Source organism: Curtobacterium ammoniigenes NBRC 101786, assembly GCF_001571045.1.
Taxonomy (GTDB): domain Bacteria; phylum Actinomycetota; class Actinomycetes; order Actinomycetales; family Microbacteriaceae; genus Curtobacterium; species Curtobacterium ammoniigenes.
In genome coordinates, this window is sequence record NZ_BCSV01000001.1 from 750,640 (window position 1) to 776,258 (window position 25,619).

The window sequence follows — 25,619 nt, forward strand, 5'->3', positions numbered from 1 at the left end:
CGCCCTCAGCGGTCGGACGCAGCGGGGGCCGGGCGGCGCCGCTGATCGTGCAACAACCGGTCGCGCCACCGCCGCCAGTCGTCGGGCGTCGCACGCAGCGCGCTCACGAGCACGATGACGGCGATCGACGCGAGGAGCGACAGGCGGAACGAGTGCTCTGACGGGTGCATCTGACGGAGCAGGATGGCGAGACCGATCGACAGCCACTCCCACCGGCCGGTCAGCGCGATGAACGGCACCAGGATGAGGACATACCAGGGGTAGCGCGGGCTGACGGCGAGGAGGGTGACGCCCACCATGAGCACTTCGCCGCTCCACGGCGCCGCAGGGTCGGCGAGACGCCAGGCGAGGAACGCGGCCACCAGCACCACGATCGCGACCGCAACCGTCGCCGCGGACCCTGGGAGCACCGCCGAGATCAGTGTGAAGCGCGTCCCGTTGTCGTAGCCCTCCTCACTGAGATAGCCGGGCAGGAAGCCGATCACGCGAATGCCCGTGGAGATCACGTACGGCACGTAGAGCAGCGCGAACGTCGCGATGCCGACGGGCAACGCCCACCACGACCGCCGCCGGTTGAGGAGCGCCGGATACACGATCGCGGGGATGAGCTTCGTCGCGGTCGCCGCGCCGAGCACGATGCCGCCGAGAATCGGCCGACGGAACGCGACCAGCGCGGCGCCGGCCGTCGTGAGCGCGGCGCCGAGCATGTCGATGTGCGCGTTCGTGATCCCCTCTGACGCGACAAGTGGGCACCATCCCCACAGTGCCGCCCACCAGAGCGGACGACCGCTGCGCCGCAGCACGACCAGCAGTCCGGCACTGACACCGACGCTCACGATGAGGCACGCGACCTGCATCGGCAGGTACATCGCCGTGCCGGGCACGGGCAGGCGGACGAGCGCGTACCAGAGCTCGGCCATTGGCGGATATATCGTCGGCACGGTCGCCCGGTTGATCGCGGTGCAGACGAATGCGCCCGTTACGGTGTCGTGTGTGACCATGATGCGCTGCCCGCCAGGGCAGGACTGCCCGGCGGCGCCGTCGATGGGCGACGGGAACAGCCACGCCGGGCGAAGGTCGGCGAGCGCATGCGACGCCGGAACGTGCGCGTACGGCGAGATCCCGTGCAACTGGACGATGCCGTCCCACGCGTACCGCGCCGAGTCGGTGCTCGTATTCGGCGGACCGAGGAGCGCGGCGACACCGATGAGTGCCGCGCCACCGACGACCAGCGCCGGAACCCATCGACCGTCCGCGAAGCGCACCACGATCATCGCCCCGGCGAACACACCCCAAGCGGTCAGCGTCCACGTAACGAATGCAGTGCGATGAGCCGCAGTGAGAAACCCGAGCCCCGTGACGCCGTGCGCGACGATCGCCGCCAGCGCGACGACGAGGATCGCCGCGCCGACAGCGAACGTCGTACGCATCCGGCGGTCCATGGTCCAGCCAGGCTATCGGGAGGCGCGTCGCGCCTCCGCGGGTTCCGTTCAGCCTCCGACGGGGTCGCGTCCGTCCTCCGCGCGCTCCGTGCGGCGCTCCACTCGCCGAACCGCAACGCACGGTCCGCGGTCGTCATCGGTCGGCTCCTCGGGATCGCGTTCGTCATCTGCTTCGCCACCGGCGTCTACAGCCACTTCCTGCAGGACCCGCTGCCCGGCATGCGGTTCCCGACCAGCCCGCGCAGCCTCTACGCGTTCACGCAGGGCTTGCACATCACCGCCGGCATCGCGATCATCCCGCTCCTCTTCGCGAAGCTGAACACCGTCCTGCCGTCGCTCCTGCAGATGCCGCCGGTACGGAACGTGCTGCACCTCCTGGAGCGCGCCTCCATCGCGGTCTTCGTCGGGGGAGCGCTCGTTCAGGTGTTCACCGGTCTCGTCAACACGTTCCAGTGGTACCCCTGGCCGTTCCCGTTCCGACAGACGCACTACGCAATGGCCTACGTGCTCATCGGATCACTCGCCGTGCACATCGGCGTGAAGCTCCGCATCATCGTCCGGTACTGGCGGCGGCGCGATTCCGTCGACGCGGACGGACGATTCATCCCCGACCGGACCGTCGGCAGCGAGCTGCTCCCCGACTCGGATCGCGCCGTCGTCGAACCGAGCCGGGACGACGCTCGGGACCGCGGACGGTCGCTCGTGCGCCGGGTCGAACGGTGGATCGACGACGAGCGGCAGCCGGTCGTCCCGCGGCAGCGCGCCACCGAATCCGGGCGGCTCGCACGCCGTGGCTTCCTCGCCGCGATCGCATCGGGTGTTGCCGGAGTCGTCGTTCTGACGGTCGGTCAGTCGAACGCGCTCGCGCAACCGCTCAACGTGTTCGCCCCGCGACAGCGCGGTCTCGGCCCGAACGGACTGCCCATCAACCGCACCGCGCACGCGGCAGGCGTCCTTGACACCGCGCGCGCCGCGGACTGGGCGCTGACCGTCTCGGCACACGGGGTCCGCAAGCGGTTCAGTCGGACGGACCTTCGCGCGCTCGGGCTCGTCACCGTGCAGCTGCCCATCGCGTGCGTGGAGGGATGGAGCCAGATGGCGACCTGGCGCGGCGTGCGACTCCGCGACCTCATCACCGCCGTCGGAGCTCCTCCCGACTCCCGGCTGAAGATCACGAGCCTCGAGCAGCACGGCGCCTACCGGATCATGGAGATGGGGCCGGAGTACGCGGCCGACCCGACGACCGTCGTGGCGCTCGAATTGAACGGCGAAGACCTCGACATCGACCACGGGTACCCAGCACGGATCATGGCACCCGGCCGTCCCGGCGTCCTGCAGACCAAGTGGCTCGCCAGCATCGAGGTGATGGCATGAGCGCGCGCGCCTTGCTCGTCGCCCGAACGGTACTGATCGCGGTCGGCGTCCTCATCATCGGGTTCGGGGCGTACACGCTCCACGCAACCGTCCGCCCCACCAGTCTGCGCGGCCTCGGCATCTGGATCCTCGCCGCGATCATCCTGCATGACGTCGTGCTCGCGCCGTTCGTGGTCGGCGTCGGCGTCCTGCTTCGGCGCGTCGGTCGTGTCCTGCCCGCCTGGACGCTCATCACGGTGCAGAGCGCCGTGGCGCTCGCCGCGGTGCTCGCAGCGGTCGTCCTGCCGGAGATCGACGCGAAGCATCACGTCCAGCGGAATCCGACCGTCGTGCCGTTCGACTACGGCATGCGCCTCGGCGTCGTCGAAGGGGTGCTTGCGGTGATCGTCGTGGTCGTGCTGGTCGTCGGAATCAGCGCGTCAGGTCGCAGAACGTCCGGTGGGCGACCGTCCAAGCGGCGCGCGGGATGAGGCCGGCCTGATCGGCGGAGTCGAGGAGCGCCTCCAGTCCGATCTCGGCCCACGGGAATGCAGCGCTCACGCGACCGCGGCGATCGGTCACGACGGCATCGAATCGGCGGTCCATCCGTGGATCCGGATGCGCCTCGACGATCACGGATCCTCCGACGCGGATGATCGCGCCGGCGCGGCGCAGGAGCCGAACCGGGTCGCCGCCGATGCCGATGTTGCCGTCGATGAGCAAGGCGGTGTCCCAGTAGCCTTCAGCCGGCAGCGGATCGAACACGGAGCCGCGGACGACGTCGGCACCGGCGCGGCGAGCGACGCGCACCGCCGCGGCGGACAGATCGACGCCGAGCGCGGGAACGCCGGCGCACTGCGCTGCGACGACCATGCGGCCCGGACCGCAGCCCAGGTCGATGAGCGGACCGTCGACGCCGTTCAAGAGACTGCGGTCGACCTGGTCGGCGGGAGCGCTCCATCGGGCCACGTCGAACTCGACCACGGGGGCGTCGCGTCGTGGGCCGGAGGCATCGGCGGCACGCATCTGCAACGTGCCGGCACCCGAGAGCGCAGCCGCGTACGGCTCGTCACCTCCGGCGCCGAACCCGGTGGCTCGTCGTTCGTCCGCGCCCGATTGGTCGTCCCAGGGTGTGACGCTCATCGTGCCTCTCCTGTCGTCGCCGTTGCGGGTGTGCCGTCGTTGTGAGCGGCTGCGTGCTGCAGCGTGATCGCGAAATCCGAACCGGGCATGGTGGCCGCGACCGTGCGCGCATCCTCAAGCTCGTCGACGTCGACGAGCTGCGGCAGGTGTTCCACACGCAGCCCGCGCGCACGGAGCGCGGCGAGCTGCTGCCGGCCTGTGTCGGACCGGGACATCGGCACCCCTCGCGTGAGGGCACCGTCCGGGTCGCGGAGCCAGAGCGCCCAGAAGCCGCCGTCCGCTGCCAGCCCGATCCACGCGTCGACGTCGTTCGCCGCATCGGCATCGCTCGTCGCCGGGTCGGTGTCGTGCGCAGCCGAGTTGGTGTCGTACGCCGCCGGGTTGGCGGCGCTCGCCAGGATGGGCGCGACATGGTCGGCGGTCCACTGCGGCGTGTCCATTCCCACGAGCAGGGTCGGTTCGTCCATCACGTCGAACATGGCGCCGAGCCGCTCGTCGAGGTCGCCGGCCACCTGGGGGAGGATCTCGAAGTCCTCCGATCCGGCGGGGGGCGTCGTTCCGTCGTAGAGCAGGATCCGTCGGTCGAACGGGAGGCTCCGCGCGGTTCGCATCGTCGCCTCCAGGCTCGCAGACGCGACGCGTGCAGCGGCGTCCATGCCGATCGATCGGCCGAGGCGCGTCTTCACCCGGCCGGGAAGGCACTCCTTCGCCACGATGACGACGGCGCTCATGCGGTCGCCTCGTCCGGATCGACCGGTGAGTCGACGGCTGCGTCTCCGACGCGGTGTGCGCGGAGCAGGGTGCTCATGTCGCGGATCGCGACCATGGTGCCGCGGAGCGTTCCGGTCACCTTGCTGCGCCCGACGCGTTCCGCGTAGTCGATGTCGGACTCTTCGACGCGCCAGCCGGCGCGGTGGGCGCTCAGAACCATCTCGAGCGGGAACCCGCTCCGTCGGTCCTGGAGGTCGAGCCCCTGGAGCGGCAGCCGACGTGCGGCGCGCATCGGGCCGAGATCGTGCAGCGGATAGCCAGTGGCGCGGCGCATGAGGAGTGCGAGCGCGCGATTCGCCAGTCGGGCGTGCACGGGCCACGCGCTGAGCGTCCGGGCCCGGCGCCGGCCGAGCGCGAGATCGGTCTCGCCGCGCTGCACGCGCGCAACGAGCGCCGGAAGTTGGGCCGGGTCCATGGAGGCGTCGGCGTCGCAGAACGCGACGACCGGCGCTTCCGCGCGGGCAAGGCCCGCCGCACACGCGGACCCGAATCCTCGCCTCGGCTCGTGAACGACAACCGCGCCGAGGCCTGCGGCGATCGCCGCCGAGTCGTCGGTCGAGCCGTTGTCGACGACGATCGCACGGTAGCCAACCGGGAGCCGGCCGAGCACCCAGGGGAGTGCGCCGGCCTCGTTCAGGGTCGGGAAGATCACGTCCACGGAATGGCTCACGTGACGCATTCGGGGCGGAGACGCAATCGGACGGGGTGGACGGTCCGATCGATCCTGTGCATTCACTGGGCGGCCGCTCGGAGGGGCGCAGACGCGAAGGCCCGCATCCCGTCCTCGAATGGAATCGCCGCGCGCCACCCGAGCTCCTCGGCGATCCGCGCGCTCGATGCGGTGATGTGCCGGACGTCGCCGAGCCGGTACTCGCCCGTGACCACGGGCGGGTGGTCGGCGTCCGCGATCGCAGCCGCCATGTCGCCAATGGTGTGCACTGCGCCCGATCCCACGTTGAACACGCGCCACGAGGACGTCGCGGCGGTCGAGATCGCCGCGATCGCCGCGAGATTCGCTCCTGCAACGTCGTTGACGTGCACGAAGTCGCGCCGCTGCCGACCGTCCTCGAAGACGCGGGGCGATTCGCCGCGCGCGACGGCGGAACGGAACAGCGATGCGACGCCAGCGTAGGGCGTGTTCGCGGGCATGCCCGGCCCATACACGTTGTGGTAGCGCAGCGCGATCGCGCTGCCACCGGTGGCGCGGACCCAGGCTGACGCGAGGTGCTCCTGCGCCACCTTCGTCTGCGCGTAGACGTTTCGCGGGTCCAGATCGAACGACTCGTCGATGAGCTCCGGCGTCAGCGACGATCCGTCCTCCGCGACTGCATCGAAGCGTCCGGCATCGAGATCGGAGGCGCGGCGTGCCGCAGGACGGACGATCCGGCCGTCGGAGGTGCGGTACGCGCCCTCGCCGTAGACAACCATCGACGAGGCGAGCACCAGACGACCGACGTCGGCGCGATCCATCGCGGCGAGAACAACTGCGGTGCCGAAGTCGTTGCTCGACACGTAGTCCGGCGCATCCTGGAAGTTGACGCCGAGACCCACCTTCGCGGCCTCATGGACGACGACCTCGACACCGTCGAGCGCGGCGTCCATCGCAGCCGGGTCCCGCACATCGCCACGGACGAACTCGGCGCCGAGCCGCGTCACCTGCGCGGCCGCGGCATCGGCATCGCCGTGCACATCGGCACGCAGCGTGTCGAGCACACGAACCTCGTAGCCGCCGCGGACGGCGTCGGCGACGATCGCCGACCCGATGAATCCGGCGCCGCCGGTGACGAGCAGCCGTGTCATGCCGCTGGCCGTCGTGCCAGAACGGCCGCGCTCGCGGCGGCCGGGACGAGTTCGCGCGGGACGTAATCGGCGGGCAGCGCCGCCACGATGGCCTCGATCGCCCGCACGATGGTCGCATTCGCCGCGGCGAGCCGTTCCATCACGAGTGCGTGGGTCACGGGTTCGCTCCCGTCGCTCGCGCGGCCGGGGCGGTCGGTGGTTCCTTCGGCGTCTGCTGCGTCGGCCGGGACGACACCCGCATCGGCATCGGTGACGAACGACAGATTCACAACGCCCATGCCGAGCTCGCAGGCGAGCGCGACTTCCGGCGCCATCGTCATATTGATCGTGTGCCCACCGGCAGCGCGATGCGCGAGCGATTCGGCGCGCGTGGAGAACCGGGGTCCCTGGATGACGACGCAGGTCCCGGTCGGCTTCGCAGGCACCCCGAGCCGCGCGAGCGCCTCGATCGCCGTGCGTCGCAGCACGGGGTCGAACGGGTCGGCGAACGACAGGTGCTGCACCTCGTCGTCGAAGAACGTGCCCGGACGGCCGTCCGTTCGATCGATGAGCTGGTCGGTGACGACGAACGTGCCCGGGGGATACGCATCGTGCAGGCCGCCGACGGCGCTCGACGTGACGAGCGCGCGAGCGCCGAGCGCGCGGAGCGCCCACACGTTCGCGCGAGCGTTGATCCGGTGAGGCGCAACCGAGTGGTTCTTACCGTGACGGGTCAGAAATGCCACACGGCGACCTGCCATCCGCCCGAGGCTCACCGGCGCGGAGGTCGCACCGAATGGCGTCTCGATCAGTCGCGTCTCAGGCTCGTCGAACAGCTCGTACAGGCCCGATCCGCCGATCACGCCGATCACGTCGTCCTCCACTGGTCCTCCCGTAGTCTCAAGAGCGGGTTCGCAACCACGCTATTGACCGGATTGCGATCCGCTCATGGTGAGCAGGCCGATTTGTACCCCGGAGCGACGATGCGAACGATCGAAGAGCACGCTGCGGCGGTCCGTGCCCTGCTGGCGCCGATTGTCCACCAGCTCGGCGCGGACCCCGTCTCCGCGCCGATCGGGGCCCTCGCCGCGCGGAGCGCGTCGTTCCCGGGACCGGTTGCGCTCGCCGCGCCGATGCGCACGCCGATCGACCTGCCTCCGTTCCGGAACTCCCAGATGGATGGATTCGCGATTCGGTCAACGGACAGCGGCCACAGTGTCGAAATCGCCCCGCCGATCGCTGCCGGCGCTGCTGCGGGAGTGCTCGCACCGGGAACCGCCGCACCGATCATGACCGGCGCGCCACTGCCGGACGGTGCCGACGCCGTCGTGCCCGTCGAGGCCGTACCGCCGGGCTCGTTCCCGGCATCGCTCGCGCTGCGCACACTCCGCGTCCCACCGACACCGGCTGGGGCGTTCGTCCGCGACCGCGGTTCCGACGCGCGCGCGGGAACGACGCTTGCGGAGGCGGGGGAGCCGGTGACGCCGGCCGTGCTGGGACTCGCCGCGGCCTCCGGAATCGACACGATCGCGGTTGCGCGGCCGGTGCGCGTCCTCGTCGTCTCGACGGGCTCCGAACTCGCCGGGCCATCCGGTGCCGCACCGGCGGATCCGCGCGCAGCCATCCGCGACGCGAACGGGCTCGCGCTGGCAGCGGCGCTCGCCGAAGTCGGCGCGCACGTGACGCGCGCGGTCAGCTCGGACGATCCGGATGCGCTCCTCGATGTGCTGCGCGGTCACGCATCCGATGCCGACGTCATCCTGACGACCGGTGGGATCAGCGCTGGCGCCTACGAGGTGGTCCGCCAGGCGCTCGGCCCACGTGGGCTCGCGCTCGTCTCGGTCGCGCTGCAGCCGGGAGGCCCGCAGGGGCTCGGCAGCGTCGACTTCGGCGCCGTCACGCTGCCGGTCATCGCGTTTCCCGGGAACCCTGTGTCGGCGCTGGTGTCGTTCGAGCTGTTCCTCCGGCCGGTGCTCGCCGCAGCCGTGGGGGTGGCGCCTCGTGAGCGTGCTGAGGCCCGAGCGGGCGAGCCGATCGCGAGTCCGGAGGACAAGCATCAGGTTCGCCGTGGCACGGTCGTCGACGGTGCGATCAGGTTGGTCGGGGGAGCGAGCTCCCATCTCCTCGCGCACTACGCGGCGGCCACCCACCTCGTTCACATTCCGGTCGGCGTCGCCCACGTCGCACCCGGGGACACGCTCTCGACCTGGAGGATCCGATGACCGACGAACTCACCCACATGAGGCCAGACGGCGCGGCGCACATGGTCGATGTCTCCGGCAAGGACATCACCGCCCGTTCCGCGACGGCGAGCGGGAGCGTCATCACCCGACCGGACGTGGTCGCGCGCGTGTTCGACGGCACGCTGCCGAAAGGTGAGGTCATCGCGACCGCGCGGATCGCCGCGATCATGGCGGTGAAGCGGACGGCAGACCTCATTCCGCTCTGCCACCCGCTACCCCTGACGGGCATCGAGGTCGATATCGACCGCGGCGACGACCGGGTCACCATCGCCGTGACCGTGCGCACCACCGCCAAGACCGGCGTCGAGATGGAGGCACTCACCGGCGTCTCCGTCGGTGCGCTGACGGTGTACGACATGATCAAAGCCGTCGACCGGGAGGCTGTCATCACGGACATCCGCGTCGTCGAGAAGCACGGCGGCCGATCCGGCGACTGGCACCGCGAATGACCGACCGTGCAGCAGTGATCGTCGTCTCCACCAGCGCGGCGCAGAACCGAGCACTCGACGGGACAGGTCCAGTCCTCGCTGCGTGGCTGCGCGAGCGCGGATTCACGGTCGACGAGCCCACGATCGTCAGCGACGACGGGCCCGTGCACGAGACCGTCCGCACCGCGGCGGACTCCGCCGCGGTCGTCGTCACAACCGGCGGCACCGGCCTCACGCCCACGGACCGCACGCCTGAAGCGGTTGCGCCGCTCATCGACCGTGCGATCCCAGGGATCCTCGAGGCAATCCGGGCGCGAGGCGCTGCCGCAGCGCCGACGTCGATCCTCAGCCGCGGTATCGCGGGCGTCACCGCGGGCGGCGCCCTCATCGTCACGCTGCCCGGTTCCACCGGCGGCGTCCGCGACGGCATCGCAGTGCTCGACCCGATCATCGACCACCTGCTCGCGCAGCTGCGCGGCAGCGGACATCCCGCACGAGGAGTGCAATGAGCGACACGATCCTGCAGGCCGACGTCGTCGACCGTCCGATCAGCACTGAGGAGGTCGCCGGTCTCGTGGCGAGCGCGACCGCCGGCGCAGTCGTCACATTCGCGGGTGTGGTTCGCGACCACGACGGCGGCCGGACGGTGACGAGCCTCCAGTACGAGTCGCATCCGACCGCAGCCGGTGAGATCGCTGCGGTTGCCGCATCGATCGCGGAGGCGTACCCCGACGTTCGCATCGCGGTGCTCCACCGAGTCGGCGCTCTGCGGATCGGCGACGTCGCGCTCGCCGCTGCGGTCGCGTCCGCCCACCGTGCAGAAGCGTTCGCCGCATGCGCGTTGCTCGTCGACACGGTGAAGGAGCGCGTGCCGATCTGGAAGCATCAGGTGTTCGCGGACGGATCCGACGAGTGGGTGGCAGCACTGTGACCGCCTCCTCCGACACTGCGGCGCCCACCGGAGGCGCCGGGCTCTCGCCCGCACGACGCGTGCTCGGCGCGCGCACCGCGCTCCTCGACGGCGCAGGACCGTCGGCGCTCGCACGCCTCGCGGACACCCGCGTGCTCGTCGTCGGCGCCGGAGGGCTCGGATGCCCGGCCATCGCCCTGCTCGCCGGGAGTGGCTTGCGACGGCTGACCATCGTGGACCCGGATGTCGTCGACGGAACCAATCTCGCCCGCCAGACGCTCTTCACCGCGGACGATGTCGGACAGGCGAAGGCGGAGCGCGCCGCCGCGCACGCACACGCGGTCGACCCGGAGCTCGACGTCCACGCCATCGTGGGGGCGTTCTCCGCCGCGCTCGTCGCGGACGCGGACGTCGTCGTCGACGCCGCCGACTCGACCGAGCTGACACGACGCATCTCGGACGCCTGCGCCAAGGCGGGGATTCCGTTCGTCTGGGGGAGCGCGCTCGGGTTCGACGGTCAGGTCGCAATGTTCTGGGACGCGCGCGGCGTCGACTTCCACGACCTCCACCCCGAACCCCTGCCCGACGAAGGCGCCTGCGCGCTCGACGGGGTCCTGCCCGCGCTCTGCCAGGTGATCGGCTCCATCATGGCCGGGCAGGTGCTCGCGCTCGCCGCCGGAATCGGCGAGCCGCTCCTCGGATCCGTCCGGACGGTCGACGCGCGAACGTGGCGATGGATCGAGAGCCCTGTCCGGCGAGGGCCGGATTCCGCTCGCCCGCTCCCGCTCGGCGTGACGCTGGAGGACGCGACACGCAGCGACGATCGCTCTGGCGTCGATCTCCCGCGCGTCGATGTCCATGGGCTCGCCCAGGCGGGCGCCCGGCCGGTCGTGCTCCTCGATGTCCGCACGGACGTCGAGCGGGAACTCGGGATCATCGACGGTGCGCTGTCGCTGGCCGAGTTCGAGGACCGGTTCGATGCCGGCCCTCCAGGCGGAACCCGCGTCCCCGACGGCCGGCCGAACCTCGGCGTCGTCGTGATCTGCGAGCGCGGCCCGCGTGCGGAGGCGTGGATCCGAGCCCACCCGGGATTCCAGGCCGCCGTCCTCGACGGGGGGATGCGCGCATGGCGCATGGCGGGCCTCCCGATCGTGTCGCCGCCGACCGCGCGCTGACGCACGACGCCCTCCGGCCGCACTCCGCACGCTGACGCACGACGCCCCCGTCGCCCGGCTCCCAAAGGAGACCGCGCGACGGGGGCAGGTGCCGTCCGGAGGAAGCGGGATTACTTGATCTGCGCGGTGATGGTCGCGACGCCCACGAGGAGCTCGGACTTCACGGCGGTCGTGTTGAACGTCTTGTTCAGCAGCGCAGCGGCGTCCGGCGAGATGTGCACCGTGGTGCCGGTGAGGATCGCGTCGTTGCCCTGCAGCATCAGCGGCTTCAGGGTCTGGCCGTGCAGGTCGAACAGGTAGGCCTGCGTCGCAGCGACGGTGCCGTTCACGGCGACGTCGCCGTACAGGCGCGAGTTCCCGGGGTTGATGGTGAAGTTCGACAGCGTCACCGTCGTGCTACCGGCCTTCAGCGACAGGCCCGAGCCGTCGTGCTCGAGGATGCCCTGCACGTAGGGGCGGTAGTGGCTCTTCGGCGACCAGTACACGACCGATCCACCGGTGATCGGGAAGGAGACGGTCGAGCCGTTCAGCTGGGCCGAGCCGGTGACCCCAGGCGTCAGGCCGAGGGACTTGAGGGCCGCGAGGAAGCCAGAGTCCAGCGCGACGGCCGTGTTGCCGCCCTTGATCGCCGGCACAGCGGCCTCGGGGGCGGGGATCGTGGAGGAGGACGAGGCCGCCTTGACGGTGTGGACGGTCGGGCTTGCGTTCGCGACGCCAGTGCCGATGCCGAACCCGCTGACGATGATCGCTGCTGCGGCTGCCGCGCCGACGCCGGCCTTGGTGGACTTGCGCATAATCGATTCCGTTCTGTCTGCTGTGAGCGCGCCGAATACCGCCCGTGTTCGAGCGGAGAACCAGCAGTTGGTAGCTGGTGAGCGCCCCCGGTGTTTCCCGGGTTGTGCATGTGATTCGGGGGCCTTCGGGAACCGGTTTGGTCAGGTTCGAAAAAAATCCGCCGGACCGTCAGACGCGGGCCAGATGCGCACGTCCGCGGGGGAGATGCGCACGCCGCAGCGATCCCCGGGCAGCAGCGCGGCGGGATCGGGATGACGCGCCTCCTCAGCGATGCGTGGTGCGGAGGCGACGCGGGCACGCACGCGCGGTCCTCCCTCGATCGACAGGTCGACGAGCCACGCGCCACCGACGGGCGCGATATCGTCGACGACCGCGATCGACGTGGGTTCGGCGTCGGACGCCGTCAGCACGATTTGCTCGGGCCGGACGCTCCAGAGCACGGGCTGCCCGCTCGTCGCCGCGATCGCGCGTAACTGCTCGTGGACGCCGCGCAGGCGGAGCGCGCCGCTCGCCACTTCATCGGGGCCGGCCGCCACACCGTCGACGATGTTCTCGATCCCGAGAATCCGCGCGACTGCGACGGACGCTGGACGATCGAAGACCTCCCGGGTCGTGCCCTGTTGGAGCACTCGGCCGGCGTCCAACACGATCAGGTCATCGGCGAGGACCGCGGCCTCCTCGGGATCGTGGGTGACGACGAGCGTCGACAGTCCGACCGAACGCTGGAGCCGTCGGACGAGCGTGCGCAGTTCAGCGCGGATCGGCGTGTCGAGCGCCGAGAACGGCTCGTCGAGCAGCACCACCTCCGGATCGCGAGCAAGCGCCTGCGCGAGTGCGACGCGCTGCCGCTGGCCGCCGGAAAGCTCGTCGGGCAGCCGGTCCACGAGCGTGTCGATCTGGAGCGCGCGCAGCCACCAGACGGCGAGGCCCGGATCCGCGCCCACGCCGAACATCACCTGCTCCCACACCGTGCGGTTCGGCAGGAGCACGCCGCCTTGCGGCAGATAGCCGATCCGCCGATGCTCGGCGACCACACCGTCAAGGCGACGGCCCCCGACGACGACCGCCGCGCCTCCCGTCCGGTCACCGGAGCTGTGGGGGTTTCCATCGGACGGCGTTGGGGACGGATGCGACGGAACGAGCCCGCTGATCGCGCGGAGGGTCAGCGACTTGCCGGATCCTGATGCGCCCAGGATCGCAAGGCGGTGGGTGGACGCGCGATGCTGCACGGCGAGGTCGAAGGAGCCGGCGACGGCCCGGAGGGCGAGTTCGACGGGTGCTGGCGTTCGCGAGGACGGTGCTCGGACGGTCACAGCATCGTGCGGCACCCCATCGCGTCGGCGGGACCGCGAGCGCCGCCGCCGCAGAGGCCCGAGCATCGCGACCGCGAGGAGCGCGATCACTGAGACACCCAGCGCGAGGACGGTCGGAGCCTGCGTCGTCGGCAGACCGGCGCTCTGGAACTGCACGTTCACGAAGACCGGCAGCGTGTAGGGGTGGTACGCGAGCAGCGCGGTCGCGCCGTACTCGCCGAGTGCGCGCAGCCAGGTGAGAATCGCGCCCGCGGCGATACCGTCCGCGGCGAGCGGGAGCCACACCGACCAGAATCGTCCCATCGGCCGATGACCGAGCGATCGCGCGAGGTCATCGAGCGCCGGATCGACCGAGCGAAACGCGCTCCGAGCCGCGATGACGAGAAACGGCGCGGCGACGAACGTCTGGGCGATGACCACCCCGGCGAGCGACTCGGTCAGCGCACCGCCGAACAGCGCCCCGACCGGCGTGTACGGGCCCACGATGTCGACGAGCACGATCCCGCTCATCACCGGAGGCAGCGCGAGCGGCAGCTGCACCAGGAAGCCGATGACCCGAGCGACGACACCACTGGCGCGTGCGAGCACGAATGCGAGCGGGACCCCGAACAGCAGCACGATGAGCGTCGAGATCGACGCACTCAGAACCGACGTGCCGAGCGCACCGAAGAGGCCGGCCTGCCCGAAGCCGTGTGGGCCCGGCGCACCGAGCCGACCGATGAACGCGACCAACGGCACGGCGAGCGCGAGCGCCAGGACTGCGCCCAACCAGACGAGCGGTCGCGGAGCCTCCATGCTCCGACGCTACCGGCCGACCACCGTCTGCAGCTCGTGCGGGACCCCCGTACCGTGAACGCTCGGCGGCGACACGATGTCGAACCCGTTCGCGCGGAGCGTGCGGCCACCTGCCCCGCCGAGCAGATACGTGATGAACGCGTCCGCTCCATTCGGGTCCGGCGCGCCGGACAGTCGCGTGATCGTGTAGCTGGCTACGAGGTGCTCGCCGGTGAGCGGCACCGTCGGGATCCCGGCGGCCTTCGCCTCGCTCGCGTAGAAGAATCCAGCGTCGAGCTGCCCGGACTGGAGGCGCCCCACGAGTCCGGCTTCCGGCTGCACGTCCGCCCCGCCGTGCGCGAGTGCGGTGAGCGCCGGCAGGTTGTGCTTCGACGCGGCGTCCTCGAGGGCCTGCACGCCGAGCTTGCCCTTCGGGTCGAGCGCCGGGTCGGTGCTGCCGAACCGGAACCCGGGCGAACCGATGACGTCGTACCAGGGCTTGGAACGGAGTTCCGCGGCGAACCGGCTCTTCGGGTTGTAGCCGATCACGAGTGCTGAGGACGCGAAGGTGGCGTACCACGTGACGCGCGCCCCGTTCGCGCTGCCTTCCAGTGTCTGATTGACGGCCGGGCTGGCGCTGATGAACACGTCGGCTTTCGTCGTCCGGGCACGGATCTGGGTGGCGAGGGCCGTGGAGCCGCCTCCGGTTCCTTGGAACCGATAACCGGTGGCTCTGCTGAATGCCGGTCCGATCTGCTGTTCCATGAGCGCCGTCAGCGATCCTGCATACAGGACGTCGACGGGGCCGGTCCCGCGCGTGATCGCCGGCGATGCGCTCGGCGACGACGACGATGACGACGCGCGCGGAGCGGATGCGGCACCGCACCCGCTCAGGGCGAGGAGCGCGATCGCGGTGATTGCGGCGCTGGGTGCGAGACGGCGGGGACAGAGCACAGTGCAGAGCGTACGTGGCTCGTCGGCAGCGTGCTGGCCGGTGGGCAGCCTCCTGGCTCGTGGCGGACCGCGCCGAACGGGTCCGATCGTCCGTATGGTCGAGTGCATGCGAACGCGCAACGAGTGGCGAAGCGTCGCGGGGACGACCGTGCGGCTCCGTTGGGCCTGGCCTGCCGGTCGACGATCGGATGCCGTCGTCGTGCTCGTGCACGGGATCGGCATGTCGCATCGGTCCTTCCGCCGGCTGCAGACCGTGCTCGCGCGGGCGCGCACAACGGTCGCGGTCGACCTTCCCGGGTTCGGAGGCGCACCGGATCCCGGGCGTCCGCTCCGAGCGGATGCGCTCGCTCGGGCGGTGATCGCCGCGGTGCTGGAGGCGCATCCGTCCGCGCATTCGCTCGTCGTCGTCGGCCAGTCGATGGGAGCACAGGTCGCGGTGGAGGCGGGGCTCCTGCCCGGTGCGCCGGTCGCGGCTGTCGTCGTGATCGGCCCGGTCGTCGACGACCGGCGCGCAACCGCAGTCGCCCAGGCCGGCGCGCTGCTGCTCGACGTCGGCGTCGAGTCCGCGCGCATGAACGCCGTCGTCATCACCGACTCGCTCCGCAGCGCCCGGCAGTACCGGCGCCAACTCGAGCCGATGCTCCGCTATCCGATGCTCGAGCGCGTCGCCATGCTCGATCGTCCGCTCGTCGTCGTGCGCGGCTCCGCCGACCGGATCAGCGATGCGACCTGGGCGCGACGCATCGTCCGTGCCGCGCCGAACGGACGGCTCGTCGAGCTTCCGGGGCCGCACCACGTTCAGGAGTCGGATCCGGTCGGCGTCGCGGCGCTCGTCGGTGCTGCGTTGCCAGCGGACCGTGACGCGCCATCGTCGGGGTCCGCAGGCAGCGCCGGTCCGGCGGACGGTGGGGGGACGCCTGAGCGCCGTCGCCCGGGCCGCGTCACGATCGCACGGTGGTGGGTGCTCGACTGGACCGCCTCGATCGTCGGACAGGCGCGGTCACTGGGGCGAACCTCCCCGGCTGACTATGCCGACGGCTCGCGGCGGCCGGTCGTCGTGCTCCCGGGCATCTACGAAACCTGGCACTTCCTCGAGCCGCTCATGGTTGCCCTGCACGACGCGGGGCACCCAGTGTTCGTCGTTCCCGCCCTCGGGCACAACGTCCTGCCGATTCCCGAGAGCGCCGCGATTCTGCGCTCGGTCATCGAGCGCGAGGACCTGCGGGACGTGCTCATCCTGGCCCACAGCAAGGGCGGCCTCATCGGCAAGTACGCGATGACGCTGGCGGACCCGCAGGGGCGGATCGGGGGAATGATCGCGATCGGCACGCCCTTCGCCGGATCGCGCTGGGCGCGCGTGGCACCCGTGACGCATCTGCGCAGCCTGCACGGCGCGGACCCGGTCATCTCCGCGCTGCGGCTCGACGCGGCGGTCAATGCGCGCATCACGTCGATCTTCGGCGTGTTCGACACGCTCGTGCCATCCGGATCACGACTCGTGGGAGCGCGGAACGTCGAACTGCCGGTCGGAGGCCACTTCCGCATCCTCCGCGACCCACGCGCCGTTGTCGCCGTGCTCGCTGCGGCGGACGCGGCGTGCGAATAAATCGTGCGCCGATCGCGCCTCACGAGGCACAATCGATGACGTGCATTTGGTGAACTGCGCGATGGACGGCTGCGATGGTGTTGCGACGGTACTGTTCCAGGCGCCGGGCGAGCGCTGGAATCGCGTCACCGCGTTCTTCACCGCGAGATGCCAGACGTGCGGCGCCGAGTGGACGGTGGACCAGCCGGCTTCCAAGGGCGGCCCGACCGGAGGCCGATTCGGTGGCGCTCGGCGCCGTCTCCAGTGAGGTCCGCAGCACCCGTGCGCGCCCCGCGCCGGGCTTGGCTCCTTCTTGGCAGATGATGCGCATGCTGATCGTGCGGCAGCCGCTCGGTCAGCAGCAGCACTGAGCATGCCCGCCGACCCGGGCCGTTGTGCCCCACGGACGCATGAGGAGGTGGCCGAATGAGCAGTCAGGACCCGGATCGCCGGATCGTGCAGCGAAGTGCGCTGAGCATCGGTGTTCAGGTTGCGATCATCTCCGCACTCCTTGTCATCGCGATCTTTGCGATCTTCGTCGGTTTCCTGTGGTGGCAGAGCCTGCGGCGGGAGGCGATGGAACCCCATGACGGTGACATCCGCATCGCCATCCAGCCGATCCATGTCGTCGTCGCCCTCGTGAGCATCGGCGGGTTCTCCATCGCCCTCGCTGGGCTGGCCTCCTGGTTCATCGCTCGGCGCGCAACGCGCCCGATCGAGGATGCGCTGCGGCTTCAGCGGACGTTCGTCTCCGACGCAAGCCACGAGCTGCGGACGCCGCTGACCGTGCTCGATGCCCGCATGCAGCGACTCGCACGCGTCCTCGACGATTCGGTCGCCCGGGAACGCGTGCTCGGACAGCTCCGCGACGACATGCGATCGATGCGAGACCTCGTCGATGACCTGCTCGAGACCGCGACCCTGCGCGATCGGTCACCGGGGGAGGAGTACGCCAACCTCAGGACGGAGCTCGGAGCGGCCCTCGACGATATGCAGCTCCTCGCTGAGCGGCGCGGTGTGCGCTTCGAGGTCCGGTCCGCGGAGGCGGCGGTGCAGATCAGTCCGACCGCGCTGCGCCGCAGTCTCGTCATCCTCGTCGACAACGCGATCGCGCACTCGCCTGATGGCGGTGTCGTTGGCGTCTTCACTCGAGTCGACGGCAACGCTCTGGTCATCGATGTCGCGGATCAGGGCCCCGGCATTCGCGGTATCGATCCGGAGCGGGTGTTCGATCGGTTCGCGCATGGGACGGCCACCACGATCGATCCTGGTCATCGCACTGGCTTCGGCATCGGCCTCGCGCTGCTTGCCGAGATCGCGGGCCGGTTCGGAGGCGCGGTCCGCGTGTCGGCGACCTCGCCGGCCGGGACCGTGTTCACCTTGCGTCTGCCGCTCGCGGGTGCGCGAACGATCTGAGCCGCGCTACTTCTGGTATTCGATGACGGTGTCGGTGTGGAGCTTCCAGGTTCGCACCGCGTGGTAGCCGGCTGCGCGGAGCGCCGCCTCCCCTTCGGTGCCGTGCGACTTGTCGCCGTCCCACTGGACGACCCACACCGTGCTTGCGGTGACGCGGCCGCGCTCGACGGCCTTCGTGATGGTCAGCGCGTAGTCATGCCAGGTCGTGTTCTTCCAGTACGGACTGGTCAGGGCGACGTCGTGGAGGCCTCTGAACCCCCCGGGGTACGCACGCATGGCGAGGCGCGTCCGGCGACTGTCGCTCGCTGTCTCATCGAACAGGACGTCCTGGCCGGGTTTCGCGTGTGCGCCCACCACCGCCGAGACCTGCGCCCAGTCACTGCCGTTCTTCGCGTAGGGCGTGCGCTGGTCTGCCCAGACGAATCCGGTGGTGATGACGAGCGCTCCGAGTGCGACCGCAGCGGCGACCCGCCCAGCGATCCGCGTGCCGCGGATGCGTTCCCCGAGATGCCAAAGGGCCGTGATCCCGCGCGCGGTGAGGATCGCGACCGCTGGTGCGGTGAACGCCATGTATCGGCTGCTGAAGCCGTGGAAGGCGACCTGGGCGACGACGAGCAGTGCGGGCGGTGCGAAGGCCCAGACGACGAGCATGAGGTCGAACCGGCCGTCGGGCCCCTGGCGCGGTCTCCGGCGCGCGACGATCGCCGCGACGATTGCGAGGACGATGCATGCCCACGACACGACGGCAACCTGCGTGTCCCAGAACCACACCCCGACGAGCAGGGAGTGCGGATCCGTCGTGACTTTCGTGTTGAGGTACGCGATCTGCGCGCGCTCCAGCCAGCCCGCCGCGACGACCGGCACGACGGCGAGCGCGGTCGCGGCGGTGCTGATGGTCCATGCACGACGATGGGCGCGCCGATTGGGGGCGACGCTGATCATGGCGACGATCGCGAGCTCGGTCAGCAACGTGTACATGAACAGGTACGCGCCGACGGCCATGAGCACGGCGGTGAGCGTCCATCCGATCCGCTGGCGGATACGGCCGGACAATGTGCCGGTGACGACGACGAGGATCCAGGTGGCGACCGCGGCGGTCATCGCGAACGAGCGCGCCTCTTCGCCGGCATAGGTGATCCGCGGGACGATCGCACAGAGGACCGCCGCGAGCGTCGCGAACCGGACCGAGCCTCCGCTCCACCGAACGAGGACGAACACGCCTGCGACAGCCACGCCAGCGGCGATCGCCGACGGGAATCGCAGTGCGAACGCCGAGAAGCCGAACACGTCGACCCAGAGATGCATGAGCGCGTAGTACGTGCTGTGCACAGCGTCGACGTGCTGCGCCATCATGAGCAACGATCCGAACGACCGGCGCGCCGAGACGGACGACGTCGCCTCGTCTCCCCAGAGCGACGGAATCCACGATCCCCATGCGGAAACAAGCACGCCGAGGAGGCCGAGGCCGATCGGCGCCCACCACCCCACGCCCATCGCGCCGAGCCGAGCTGGGCGACCCGCGGGAGGCTCGGCGATCGTCCGCCCCGCTGCTGCGGCCGCGCTCACCGACGTGGTCCGTTCGCCGTGGGGGGTGCGGAGCCGATCATCGTCACAGAGGGTACCGTGCCCGGCTTCGGCTCAGAATCTGCGGATGCCGTACCTTTCCTCAGCGAGGCATGCCTGGCCTGGGGATCAGGGGTGCTTTCCGCCGTTGCCCTTCCCGTTCCCCTTGCCGTTCCCGTTCCCATTGCCGTGGCCGTTTCCCGGCGCGGGCTGAGCTGGAGCAGGGGCGGCGGGCGCCGGCGCTGCGGAGACCGGGACAGCGGGCGCTGCGGTGCTCGGGGGAGCGGTCGGTGTGGCTGGCGCCGCGGTCGCGCTCGTCGTGGAGGCGGCCGGAGTGGCGCTCGGGCTGGTCGACGGATGCAGCGCCGAGCCCCCGCTGCCGAACGCGCCGCCGAGCCCGGCCATGCTGAGGACGACGATGGCGAGAAGCGCCGCGCCTCCGACCACCAGAGCGATGGGTCGACGCCACCAGGGCGCCTCAGCTGCCTCGACAGGCGTGGGGAGCAGCGTTGTGTCGTCGGCTTCGGCGGCCGAATCCGTGCTCCGTACCGCTGACAGCGGCACGGTCGCCTCCGGGGCGACCGTCGACGACGGCGCTGCTGCAGCCGCGAACGGCACCGTCGCCTCGGCGGCGGCCAACGGCACGGTCGCGTCCGCCGCCGCGAGCGGAACCGTCATGTCCTCCGCAGCGGGCGGGGTGCCGAGGCGCGCGAGGATCTGCTCGGTCGTTGGTCGGGCCTCCGGGTCGCGCGCGGTCATCGCGGTCAGGAGCGATCCCCATTCCGTCCCGAGCGTTCCCGGAATCACCGGGTCGCCCGTGAGGCGGGCGGTGATCGATTCCATGAGCGGGCCAGGAAACGCTCGCGTCCCGGTTGCGGCTTCGAGGAGCACGAGACCGAGCGCGTAGACGTCGGCGGCCGGCCCGACGGGCTTGCCGAGCGCCTGCTCGGGGCTGAGGTAGGCGGCAGTGCCGATGATCGTCCCGGTCGCGGTGACGCGTGTTCCGTCCACGACGGACGCGATTCCGAAGTCACCGAGCTTCGCCGCGAACTCGCGCCCGGGCACGTGTGTCGGCGCGAGCAGGATGTTCGCGGGCTTGATATCGCGATGCACGAGGGCCGCTGCGTGCACGATGTGGAGCGCCTCGACGAGGTCGAGCGTCATCTGTCGCAGGTCGGCCGCACCGATCGGCCCGCGTTCGATCCGGCGGTCGAGGGTCGGACCGTCGACGAGTTCCATGACGAGGTAGGTGCGCTCCTCCCCGTCGTACTCGACGGCGTCCGCGTCGAACAGTGTCACGAGGGCGTGATGCCCGAGTGCGCTCATCGCCGCGATCTCGCTGCGGCCGCGCCGCACCAGCGTCGGGTCGGAGGACGCCGCGTTGAGCAGCTTCACGGCGACCTGTCGCCCGAGTACGGTGTCGCGCGCTCGATACACGGTCGACATGCCACCGCGACCGAGCACCTCGCCGAGCGCGTACCGCCCGGCGAGCAGCGGTGCTGACCCATCGGTCTCGTTCAGGCTCACGCACCTCCCTCATTGCCAGCGCATGGTCGATGATGCTCTGTCGCGGTTCACGATGTCTTGCGGCTGGCGACCGTAACACGATCGCAGCGGCCGCCGCGGCTCCCTGCGTTTCGGGGCCTGTCCTGTCGAGACGCCCGGAGACCACGCGCGTACGGTCGGACGGGAGCCGGGACGGCCCCGGATTCACAGATCGAGAGGGAGTCCCATGCTGCTCGAGGGCAAGGCCATGGTGGTCACCGGAGGGAACAGCGGGATCGGCGAGCAGATCTGCATCGCCGCCGCGGCAGAAGGAGCGAACATCGTCATCGACTATGTCGCGCACCCCGAGGCGACGAACGCGCTGATCGAGAAGATCGAACAGGCGGGCGGCAAGGCGGTCGGCGTCGAGGCCGACATCACGAAGGCCGCAGACCTCCAGAAGATGATTCAGACGGCCGTCGATACGTACGGCCGCCTGGACGTGCTCGTGAACAACGCCGGCATCGAGGACCGCAAGTCACTGCTCGAGGAGACCGAAGAGGGCTACGAGAAGGTGATGGCGGTGAACATGAAGAGCGCGTTCTTCGGAACGCAGTTCGCGGCCAAGCAGTTCATCGCGCAGAACACCCCGGGCCTGATCCTCAACATCTCGAGCGTGCATGAGGATTGGCCGATGCCGGGCAACATCGCCTACTGCGTGGCGAAGGGTGGCATGCGGATGCTGGCCCGGACGGCGGGCGTCGAACTCGGCGACAAGGGTATCCGCGTGGTCAACATCGCCCCCGGAGCGGTTGACACGCCGATCAACACGAGCACGACGAGCAACCCCGAGCAGCTGAAGAAGCTCGACGCCGCCATTCCGCTCGGGAGGCTCGCCAAGCCGTCCGAGATCGCCGACGTCGTCGTCTTCCTCGCCTCCGGAAAGGCGTCCTACATGACGAGCACGACGGTCACGATCGACGGCGGGATCACGCAAGGAAGCGTCGGCCTCTGACAGGTCCAGCGGGAGACGCGAGAAGTGACCCGCGGGAGCGTTCGCGCTCCGGGGGTCACTTGCGTTTCGAGGGCAATGGTGCGCGGGGCCGATCGGCGCCCTCGGGTTGAGATCAGACGTCTTCGCTGAACGGCACCTCGCCGTGTCGGCTGACTCCGGCACGCTGGCGGTACGCGAGGTGGCCGCCGAGCCATCCGCCGCCTGAGACGACGAGCAGCCCGGCGAAGCCGAGCAGTTTGCCGCGGCCCGTACGGCCGTTCCGTCGGTCTCGCCATGAGGCCGCGTAGAGCGCGAGCGCGGTCGTGTTGATCGCAGCGTGGACCCAACCGGTGCGTTGTTGTTCAGGATCGAGGTCGGACCAATCGACTACTCCTGCGGCGATCGCGCCTCCGGAGGCGAGCAGGCCGGCACCGACAAGGTGTCGAGCGGGTCGCCCTCCGCCGGGCACGAGATCGAGCATCGACGCCGAGATCCATGCGCCGAGCGGCACCTGCACGAGCAGCGGATGCGCGGGATGCCCGAGCGGCTCGCCGTGGAGCACGGCCCGAAGGGACTTCGATCGGATCACGGCTCGCACGAGTCGCTCGTCCGCCCGTGCAGCGCTCCTTCCCGCCCTGACGCTCTGGGCCTGGCCGAAATCCGTCGAAGGAGGTCCCATTGCGAGGATGTCGGGCAATCTCAAAGGCGCCGCTGCACCGAAGGGGGGTCGCGATGAAGAAGATCCACTACAGCGATGCGGTCATCCTGACCAGCGACGACGCCGCCGACGCCGTCCTGGACTATGCAACCGCCCTCGCCAAGTCCGGACGAGCGGATTCGATCGACGTACCCTCGGTCGACGACGATGGCTTCGGTGTCGTCGTGCGCATGCTTGTCGGACCCGCGAGTCAGATGGTGATTGAGCCGGCCCTTGACGACGAACTGGAGCCCGAGGCGATGGCATTCGTCGAGGACCTGCATCGACGGATCGCAAGCCTTCCGCGCTGACGCCTGCCATGCCATGCAGGACGCGAAAACGGGGTGCACCCGAGCAATCGGATGCACCCCGTTTTCGTAGTCGCGATCAGCGCAGAACGGTGATGTTCTCCGCCTGCGGACCCTTCTTGCCAGCAGTGATGTCGAATTCGACTCGCTGGTTCTCCTCCAGCGAGCGGTAGCCGCCCGATGCGGCGATGCCGGTGAAGTGCGCGAACACGTCGGCGCTTCCGTCGTCGGGGGCGATGAATCCAAAGCCCTTGTCGTTGTTGAACCACTTGACGGTTCCAGTTGCCATGCTGGCGTTCCTTTGTTCCTGGTATCGATGATCGTCGCCGATCGGTCAGAGCCTACGGCACGAGGCACGCGAGCGGGAGAGTGTGTCGCCAATGCATATCGGGCGCGATGGGGTGTCGACCACGGTGCACCGCCAGCTCGCGCATATCGGCGTTTCGGCTTGTTGGACGCTCGTGCGGAGCGTGAGAGGTCTACCGTTCAGGTTCACTGCGCACCGGCGGTTCGCTGATGCGCACGTCCGCCCTCACAAAGGAGTCTGCGATGTCGAACGTCCCGCCCGGCGAGTACCCGGCCGAAGGAACTCCCTCCGGAGCCCCGTACGACGGAGCACAGCCGCCCCAGTACCAGAGCGGTGGGCAGCCGCCGCAGTATCAGGCCGGGGCCGCCGGAGGAGGAGCGCCGCAGTTCGGCGCCCCACCAGCGTACGGAGCGCAGTCGCAGTATGCCGGCCGGCGGAACCCGCTCGCGCTGACCTCGCTCATCCTGGGCATCATCAGCATCCCGGTGGCGATCTACGGCATCGTCGGTCTCGTCGCCCTCATCCTGGGCATCGTCGGCCGGCGCCAGATCGCGGCGCGCGGCGAGCGCGGCCGCGGGATGGCGACGGCGGGCATCATCCTCGGCATCATCGGAATCATCGTCGGCATCCTCTCGATCTTCGTGCTCGGCGCGGCGATGCAACAGATGCAGGGTCAGGGCTAGCCCCAGCGCGACATCGGAGCGGTCGAGCGGCTGGCCGCAGCAGGATCTGACCGCAGCAGGCCGCGAAGCCACTGCGGCGATCAGTGCGACGGCCCGAATCCTCGGCGGAATCGATCGTCGTTCTTGGCGAATTGTCCGGGCGGCCGTGGTTCCATCAGCCGTGCTCGTCGTGCGCCGGTGGTCTGGACTCATACTCATCGGCATTGCTGCGGCGATGCTCTTGTGGCTTCGCATCCCCGCCGTCGCACGTGACACGCTGTGGGCGGAAGACGGTCGCCAGTTCCTCGCGGGTGCCGAACGCTATGGGGTGCTCAACCTCCTCACGCCGTACGCCGGCTATCTGCAGGTGGTCCCGCGGCTGATCGCCGGGGTGGTCGTCACGATCCCCGTCGATCAGTGGGCTCGCGGCATGACCGCAGGGGCCTGCATCGTCAGTGGCGCCGTAACGGTTCTCGTCTACGTATGTGCTGCGTCGGTCGTGCCGGCGCGGACCCCTCGACTCGTGCTCGCCGCGGTGACTGTCCTGCTCCCGCTCGGTCCGAGGGATGTGTTCGGCAATCCCACGAATATCCACAGCGTCCTCATGTGGGGGCTGTTCTGGGTGCTGCTCGCCGGACCGGAGTCCCGCCGTGCTCGGATCACGCTGAGCGTTGCCGGGCTCGTCTGCGCGCTCTCCGAGATCCAGTCGCTCTTCCTGGTCCCGCTGGTGCTCGTTCGCGTTCGGCGCCCGGAAGGCCGTCTGCTCATGCTGGGGCCCGCGCTCGGCATGCTCGCCGAGATCGTTGCGACGGTCGTGGTTCCGCGCAGCGCCGCGCACGCTGCGCCGGTCGGGGTCCCGTCGCTGCTGCTGGGCTACCTGATCAACGCCGTGCTGACGCTGTTCACCTCGATCTCGAAGGTCGGTCCAGCGATCCTCAGTGGAGCGCTGTGGGTCGCCGGTCTGCTGCTCGCGTTCGTGCTGGCACTCGTCGTCGTCGCGTGGCGACGCCTGCTCCCGCGCGCGCGACTCGCTACGGTCGCGGCACTCATCCTCAGTCCGCTGATCTACATCGCGTCGGTTGTGGTCAATCCGGCCGACTATTACGACTACGCCACGATGTCCACAGAACAGCTCGGCGATGCGTGGATCACGCGATACGGCGTCGTGCCCGGGATGCTGCTGCTCGCCGTGGCGATCATCGCCGCTGCCGCGCTGATCCGCGGCGGGACGACCACCGCGCTCCCGGACCGGTCGCGGTCGGCACGGCCGACGCTTCGTCAGGCGATCGCGGCAGCGACCCTCGTCGCGATCGTGCTGAGTTTCACCGTGTACTTCGTCCCTTCGTGGACGCGCCGATCCGACGGGCCCCAGTGGGCGCCTGCTGTGCACAGCGCCGCGGCGTCATGCGCGACCTCGAGCACCCGGACGATCTGGATCAAGGAGACACTCGGCTGGCATGTCCCTGTGCCGTGTTCCCGCATCCTGCAGACCGTGCACCGGTGAGGGTGACCACCGTGTGAG

At 70.1% G+C, this 25,619-nt stretch carries 26 protein-coding genes; 13 read left to right on the forward strand and 13 right to left on the reverse strand.

The genetic code is table 11. The features are described 5' to 3' along the window. Nucleotides 1–5 precede the first annotated feature (5 nt). Nucleotides 6–1,430: a glycosyltransferase 87 family protein gene (locus CAM01S_RS03350; RefSeq protein ID WP_066516374.1), complete on the reverse strand. Its 1,425-nt coding sequence runs from the start codon at nucleotides 1,428–1,430 to the stop codon at nucleotides 6–8. Between CAM01S_RS03350 and CAM01S_RS03355 the strand changes: the two genes are divergently transcribed. Together CAM01S_RS03355 and CAM01S_RS03360 are read left to right on the forward strand one after the other, a co-directional pair. Beyond that, on the forward strand, nucleotides 1,365–2,816 hold the full coding sequence (locus CAM01S_RS03355) for a molybdopterin-dependent oxidoreductase (RefSeq protein ID WP_245631517.1): 1,452 nt from the start codon (nucleotides 1,365–1,367) through the stop codon (nucleotides 2,814–2,816). The genes CAM01S_RS03350 and CAM01S_RS03355 overlap by 66 nt on opposite strands. After that, nucleotides 2,813–3,286 (forward strand): hypothetical protein, encoded by a 474-nt coding sequence (locus tag CAM01S_RS03360; RefSeq protein ID WP_066516376.1) that lies wholly within the window; start codon nucleotides 2,813–2,815, stop codon nucleotides 3,284–3,286. Before CAM01S_RS03355 ends, CAM01S_RS03360 begins: the two co-directional genes overlap by 4 nt. Here CAM01S_RS03360 and CAM01S_RS03365 read toward each other — a convergent pair. Genes CAM01S_RS03365 through CAM01S_RS03385 form a run of 5 tightly spaced genes read right to left on the reverse strand, consistent with a single transcriptional unit; the run spans nucleotide 3,228 to nucleotide 7,372 of the window. Then, complete coding sequence (locus CAM01S_RS03365; RefSeq protein WP_066516380.1) at nucleotides 3,228–3,938, reverse strand: methyltransferase domain-containing protein; 711 nt, start codon at nucleotides 3,936–3,938, stop codon at nucleotides 3,228–3,230. The two genes, CAM01S_RS03360 and CAM01S_RS03365, sit on opposite strands and share 59 nt — an antisense overlap. Next, on the reverse strand, nucleotides 3,935–4,669 hold the full coding sequence (locus tag CAM01S_RS03370) for a TIGR04282 family arsenosugar biosynthesis glycosyltransferase (protein ID WP_066516383.1): 735 nt from the start codon (nucleotides 4,667–4,669) through the stop codon (nucleotides 3,935–3,937). Before CAM01S_RS03370 ends, CAM01S_RS03365 begins: the two co-directional genes overlap by 4 nt. After that, on the reverse strand, nucleotides 4,666–5,388 hold the full coding sequence (locus tag CAM01S_RS03375; protein WP_157071388.1) for a glycosyltransferase family 2 protein: 723 nt from the start codon (nucleotides 5,386–5,388) through the stop codon (nucleotides 4,666–4,668). Before CAM01S_RS03375 ends, CAM01S_RS03370 begins: the two co-directional genes overlap by 4 nt. Nucleotides 5,389–5,441: 53 nt before the next feature. Further along, complete coding sequence (locus tag CAM01S_RS03380) at nucleotides 5,442–6,509, reverse strand: NAD-dependent epimerase/dehydratase family protein (RefSeq protein ID WP_066516385.1); 1,068 nt, start codon at nucleotides 6,507–6,509, stop codon at nucleotides 5,442–5,444. Next, a complete protein-coding gene (locus CAM01S_RS03385) occupies nucleotides 6,506–7,372 on the reverse strand; it encodes an MTAP family purine nucleoside phosphorylase (protein WP_066516386.1) in 867 nt (288 codons plus the stop codon). Before CAM01S_RS03385 ends, CAM01S_RS03380 begins: the two co-directional genes overlap by 4 nt. A 99-nt stretch (nucleotides 7,373–7,471) precedes the next feature. Between CAM01S_RS03385 and CAM01S_RS03390 the strand changes: the two genes are divergently transcribed. From CAM01S_RS03390 to CAM01S_RS03410, 5 genes are read left to right on the forward strand one after another with little or no spacing between them, the layout of a single operon-like run. Then, entirely contained in the window at nucleotides 7,472–8,710 is a 1,239-nt protein-coding gene (locus CAM01S_RS03390) for a molybdopterin molybdotransferase MoeA (protein ID WP_066516387.1), read from the forward strand. Next, a complete protein-coding gene (gene moaC, locus CAM01S_RS03395) occupies nucleotides 8,707–9,180 on the forward strand; it encodes a cyclic pyranopterin monophosphate synthase MoaC (RefSeq protein ID WP_066516389.1) in 474 nt (157 codons plus the stop codon). The genes CAM01S_RS03390 and moaC overlap by 4 nt, the downstream gene beginning before the upstream one ends. Beyond that, on the forward strand, nucleotides 9,177–9,668 hold the full coding sequence (locus CAM01S_RS03400; protein WP_066516391.1) for a MogA/MoaB family molybdenum cofactor biosynthesis protein: 492 nt from the start codon (nucleotides 9,177–9,179) through the stop codon (nucleotides 9,666–9,668). Before moaC ends, CAM01S_RS03400 begins: the two co-directional genes overlap by 4 nt. Continuing rightward, complete coding sequence (locus CAM01S_RS03405; RefSeq protein ID WP_066516392.1) at nucleotides 9,665–10,090, forward strand: molybdenum cofactor biosynthesis protein MoaE; 426 nt, start codon at nucleotides 9,665–9,667, stop codon at nucleotides 10,088–10,090. The genes CAM01S_RS03400 and CAM01S_RS03405 overlap by 4 nt, the downstream gene beginning before the upstream one ends. Next, entirely contained in the window at nucleotides 10,072–11,244 is a 1,173-nt protein-coding gene (locus CAM01S_RS03410; RefSeq protein ID WP_169795823.1) for a ThiF family adenylyltransferase, read from the forward strand. Before CAM01S_RS03405 ends, CAM01S_RS03410 begins: the two co-directional genes overlap by 19 nt. 110 nt (nucleotides 11,245–11,354) lie before the next feature. Here the strand turns inward: CAM01S_RS03410 and CAM01S_RS03415 are convergent, their stop codons facing one another. From CAM01S_RS03415 to CAM01S_RS03425, 3 genes are all read right to left on the reverse strand, one after another. After that, nucleotides 11,355–12,038, reverse strand: a complete 684-nt coding sequence (locus CAM01S_RS03415) for a hypothetical protein (RefSeq protein WP_066516396.1) — start codon at nucleotides 12,036–12,038, stop codon at nucleotides 11,355–11,357. Between the two features lie 141 nt (nucleotides 12,039–12,179). Further along, entirely contained in the window at nucleotides 12,180–14,147 is a 1,968-nt protein-coding gene (locus CAM01S_RS03420) for an ATP-binding cassette domain-containing protein (RefSeq protein ID WP_066516397.1), read from the reverse strand. Nucleotides 14,148–14,156: 9 nt separating this feature from the next. Next, on the reverse strand, nucleotides 14,157–15,080 hold the full coding sequence (locus CAM01S_RS03425; RefSeq protein ID WP_066516398.1) for an extracellular solute-binding protein: 924 nt from the start codon (nucleotides 15,078–15,080) through the stop codon (nucleotides 14,157–14,159). Between the two features lie 106 nt (nucleotides 15,081–15,186). On the opposite strand from CAM01S_RS03425, the gene CAM01S_RS14270 reads away from it, so the two are divergent. Together CAM01S_RS14270 and CAM01S_RS03440 are read left to right on the forward strand one after the other, a co-directional pair. Next, entirely contained in the window at nucleotides 15,187–16,686 is a 1,500-nt protein-coding gene (locus tag CAM01S_RS14270) for an alpha/beta hydrolase (protein WP_169795824.1), read from the forward strand. 405 nt (nucleotides 16,687–17,091) lie between these two features. Next, on the forward strand, nucleotides 17,092–18,081 hold the full coding sequence (locus CAM01S_RS03440) for a sensor histidine kinase (RefSeq protein WP_066516403.1): 990 nt from the start codon (nucleotides 17,092–17,094) through the stop codon (nucleotides 18,079–18,081). A gap of 6 nt (nucleotides 18,082–18,087) precedes the next feature. On the opposite strand, the gene CAM01S_RS03445 is transcribed toward CAM01S_RS03440, so the two are convergent. Continuing rightward, nucleotides 18,088–19,647, reverse strand: coding sequence for a glycosyltransferase family 39 protein (locus CAM01S_RS03445; protein WP_066516405.1), 1,560 nt, complete (start codon nucleotides 19,645–19,647; stop codon nucleotides 18,088–18,090). A gap of 126 nt (nucleotides 19,648–19,773) precedes the next feature. After that, a complete protein-coding gene (locus CAM01S_RS03450; protein WP_066516406.1) occupies nucleotides 19,774–21,171 on the reverse strand; it encodes a serine/threonine-protein kinase in 1,398 nt (465 codons plus the stop codon). Between the two features lie 205 nt (nucleotides 21,172–21,376). Between CAM01S_RS03450 and CAM01S_RS03455 the strand changes: the two genes are divergently transcribed. After that, on the forward strand, nucleotides 21,377–22,144 hold the full coding sequence (locus CAM01S_RS03455) for a glucose 1-dehydrogenase (RefSeq protein ID WP_066516412.1): 768 nt from the start codon (nucleotides 21,377–21,379) through the stop codon (nucleotides 22,142–22,144). 112 nt (nucleotides 22,145–22,256) lie between these two features. On the opposite strand, the gene CAM01S_RS03460 is transcribed toward CAM01S_RS03455, so the two are convergent. After that, the gene (locus CAM01S_RS03460; RefSeq protein WP_066516413.1) at nucleotides 22,257–22,721 is read right to left on the reverse strand and encodes a DUF2231 domain-containing protein; all 465 of its coding nucleotides are present in this window, start codon (nucleotides 22,719–22,721) and stop codon (nucleotides 22,257–22,259) included. A gap of 134 nt (nucleotides 22,722–22,855) precedes the next feature. Here CAM01S_RS03460 and CAM01S_RS03465 point away from each other — a divergent pair, with 134 nt between their 5' ends. Continuing rightward, a complete protein-coding gene (locus tag CAM01S_RS03465; RefSeq protein WP_066516414.1) occupies nucleotides 22,856–23,131 on the forward strand; it encodes a hypothetical protein in 276 nt (91 codons plus the stop codon). A 76-nt stretch (nucleotides 23,132–23,207) separates the two neighbouring features. Here the strand turns inward: CAM01S_RS03465 and CAM01S_RS03470 are convergent, their stop codons facing one another. Next, a complete protein-coding gene (locus CAM01S_RS03470) occupies nucleotides 23,208–23,417 on the reverse strand; it encodes a cold-shock protein (protein WP_066516416.1) in 210 nt (69 codons plus the stop codon). Between the two features lie 260 nt (nucleotides 23,418–23,677). Here CAM01S_RS03470 and CAM01S_RS03475 point away from each other — a divergent pair, with 260 nt between their 5' ends. Together CAM01S_RS03475 and CAM01S_RS03480 are read left to right on the forward strand one after the other, a co-directional pair. Next, nucleotides 23,678–24,118, forward strand: a complete 441-nt coding sequence (locus CAM01S_RS03475) for a DUF4190 domain-containing protein (protein ID WP_066516417.1) — start codon at nucleotides 23,678–23,680, stop codon at nucleotides 24,116–24,118. A 145-nt stretch (nucleotides 24,119–24,263) separates the two neighbouring features. Then, on the forward strand, nucleotides 24,264–25,601 hold the full coding sequence (locus tag CAM01S_RS03480) for a hypothetical protein (protein WP_066516419.1): 1,338 nt from the start codon (nucleotides 24,264–24,266) through the stop codon (nucleotides 25,599–25,601). The last annotated feature ends 18 nt before the right edge of the window (nucleotides 25,602–25,619 follow it).

What these genes read in the sequence shown, in the direction of transcription:
- CAM01S_RS03360 (WP_066516376.1), top strand. Translation starts at nt 2,813, where the DNA reads ATGAGCGCGCGCGCCTTGCTCGTCGCCCGAACGGTACTGATCGCGGTC.
- CAM01S_RS03475 (WP_066516417.1), top strand. Translation starts at nt 23,678, where the DNA reads ATGTCGAACGTCCCGCCCGGCGAGTACCCGGCCGAAGGAACTCCCTCC.
- CAM01S_RS03405 (WP_066516392.1), top strand. Translation starts at nt 9,665, where the DNA reads ATGAGCGACACGATCCTGCAGGCCGACGTCGTCGACCGTCCGATCAGC.
- CAM01S_RS14270 (WP_169795824.1), top strand. Translation starts at nt 15,187, where the DNA reads ATGCGAACGCGCAACGAGTGGCGAAGCGTCGCGGGGACGACCGTGCGG.
- CAM01S_RS03390 (WP_066516387.1), top strand. Translation starts at nt 7,472, where the DNA reads ATGCGAACGATCGAAGAGCACGCTGCGGCGGTCCGTGCCCTGCTGGCG.
- CAM01S_RS03400 (WP_066516391.1), top strand. Translation starts at nt 9,177, where the DNA reads ATGACCGACCGTGCAGCAGTGATCGTCGTCTCCACCAGCGCGGCGCAG.
- CAM01S_RS03470 (WP_066516416.1), bottom strand. Translation starts at nt 23,417, where the DNA reads ATGGCAACTGGAACCGTCAAGTGGTTCAACAACGACAAGGGCTTTGGA.
- CAM01S_RS03370 (WP_066516383.1), bottom strand. Translation starts at nt 4,669, where the DNA reads ATGAGCGCCGTCGTCATCGTGGCGAAGGAGTGCCTTCCCGGCCGGGTG.
- CAM01S_RS03455 (WP_066516412.1), top strand. Translation starts at nt 21,377, where the DNA reads ATGCTGCTCGAGGGCAAGGCCATGGTGGTCACCGGAGGGAACAGCGGG.
- CAM01S_RS03465 (WP_066516414.1), top strand. Translation starts at nt 22,856, where the DNA reads ATGAAGAAGATCCACTACAGCGATGCGGTCATCCTGACCAGCGACGAC.
- CAM01S_RS03420 (WP_066516397.1), bottom strand. Translation starts at nt 14,147, where the DNA reads ATGGAGGCTCCGCGACCGCTCGTCTGGTTGGGCGCAGTCCTGGCGCTC.
- CAM01S_RS03415 (WP_066516396.1), bottom strand. Translation starts at nt 12,038, where the DNA reads ATGCGCAAGTCCACCAAGGCCGGCGTCGGCGCGGCAGCCGCAGCAGCG.
- CAM01S_RS03375 (WP_157071388.1), bottom strand. Translation starts at nt 5,388, where the DNA reads ATGCGTCACGTGAGCCATTCCGTGGACGTGATCTTCCCGACCCTGAAC.
- CAM01S_RS03380 (WP_066516385.1), bottom strand. Translation starts at nt 6,509, where the DNA reads ATGACACGGCTGCTCGTCACCGGCGGCGCCGGATTCATCGGGTCGGCG.
- CAM01S_RS03350 (WP_066516374.1), bottom strand. Translation starts at nt 1,430, where the DNA reads ATGCGTACGACGTTCGCTGTCGGCGCGGCGATCCTCGTCGTCGCGCTG.
- moaC (WP_066516389.1), top strand. Translation starts at nt 8,707, where the DNA reads ATGACCGACGAACTCACCCACATGAGGCCAGACGGCGCGGCGCACATG.
- CAM01S_RS03440 (WP_066516403.1), top strand. Translation starts at nt 17,092, where the DNA reads ATGAGCAGTCAGGACCCGGATCGCCGGATCGTGCAGCGAAGTGCGCTG.
- CAM01S_RS03365 (WP_066516380.1), bottom strand. Translation starts at nt 3,938, where the DNA reads ATGAGCGTCACACCCTGGGACGACCAATCGGGCGCGGACGAACGACGA.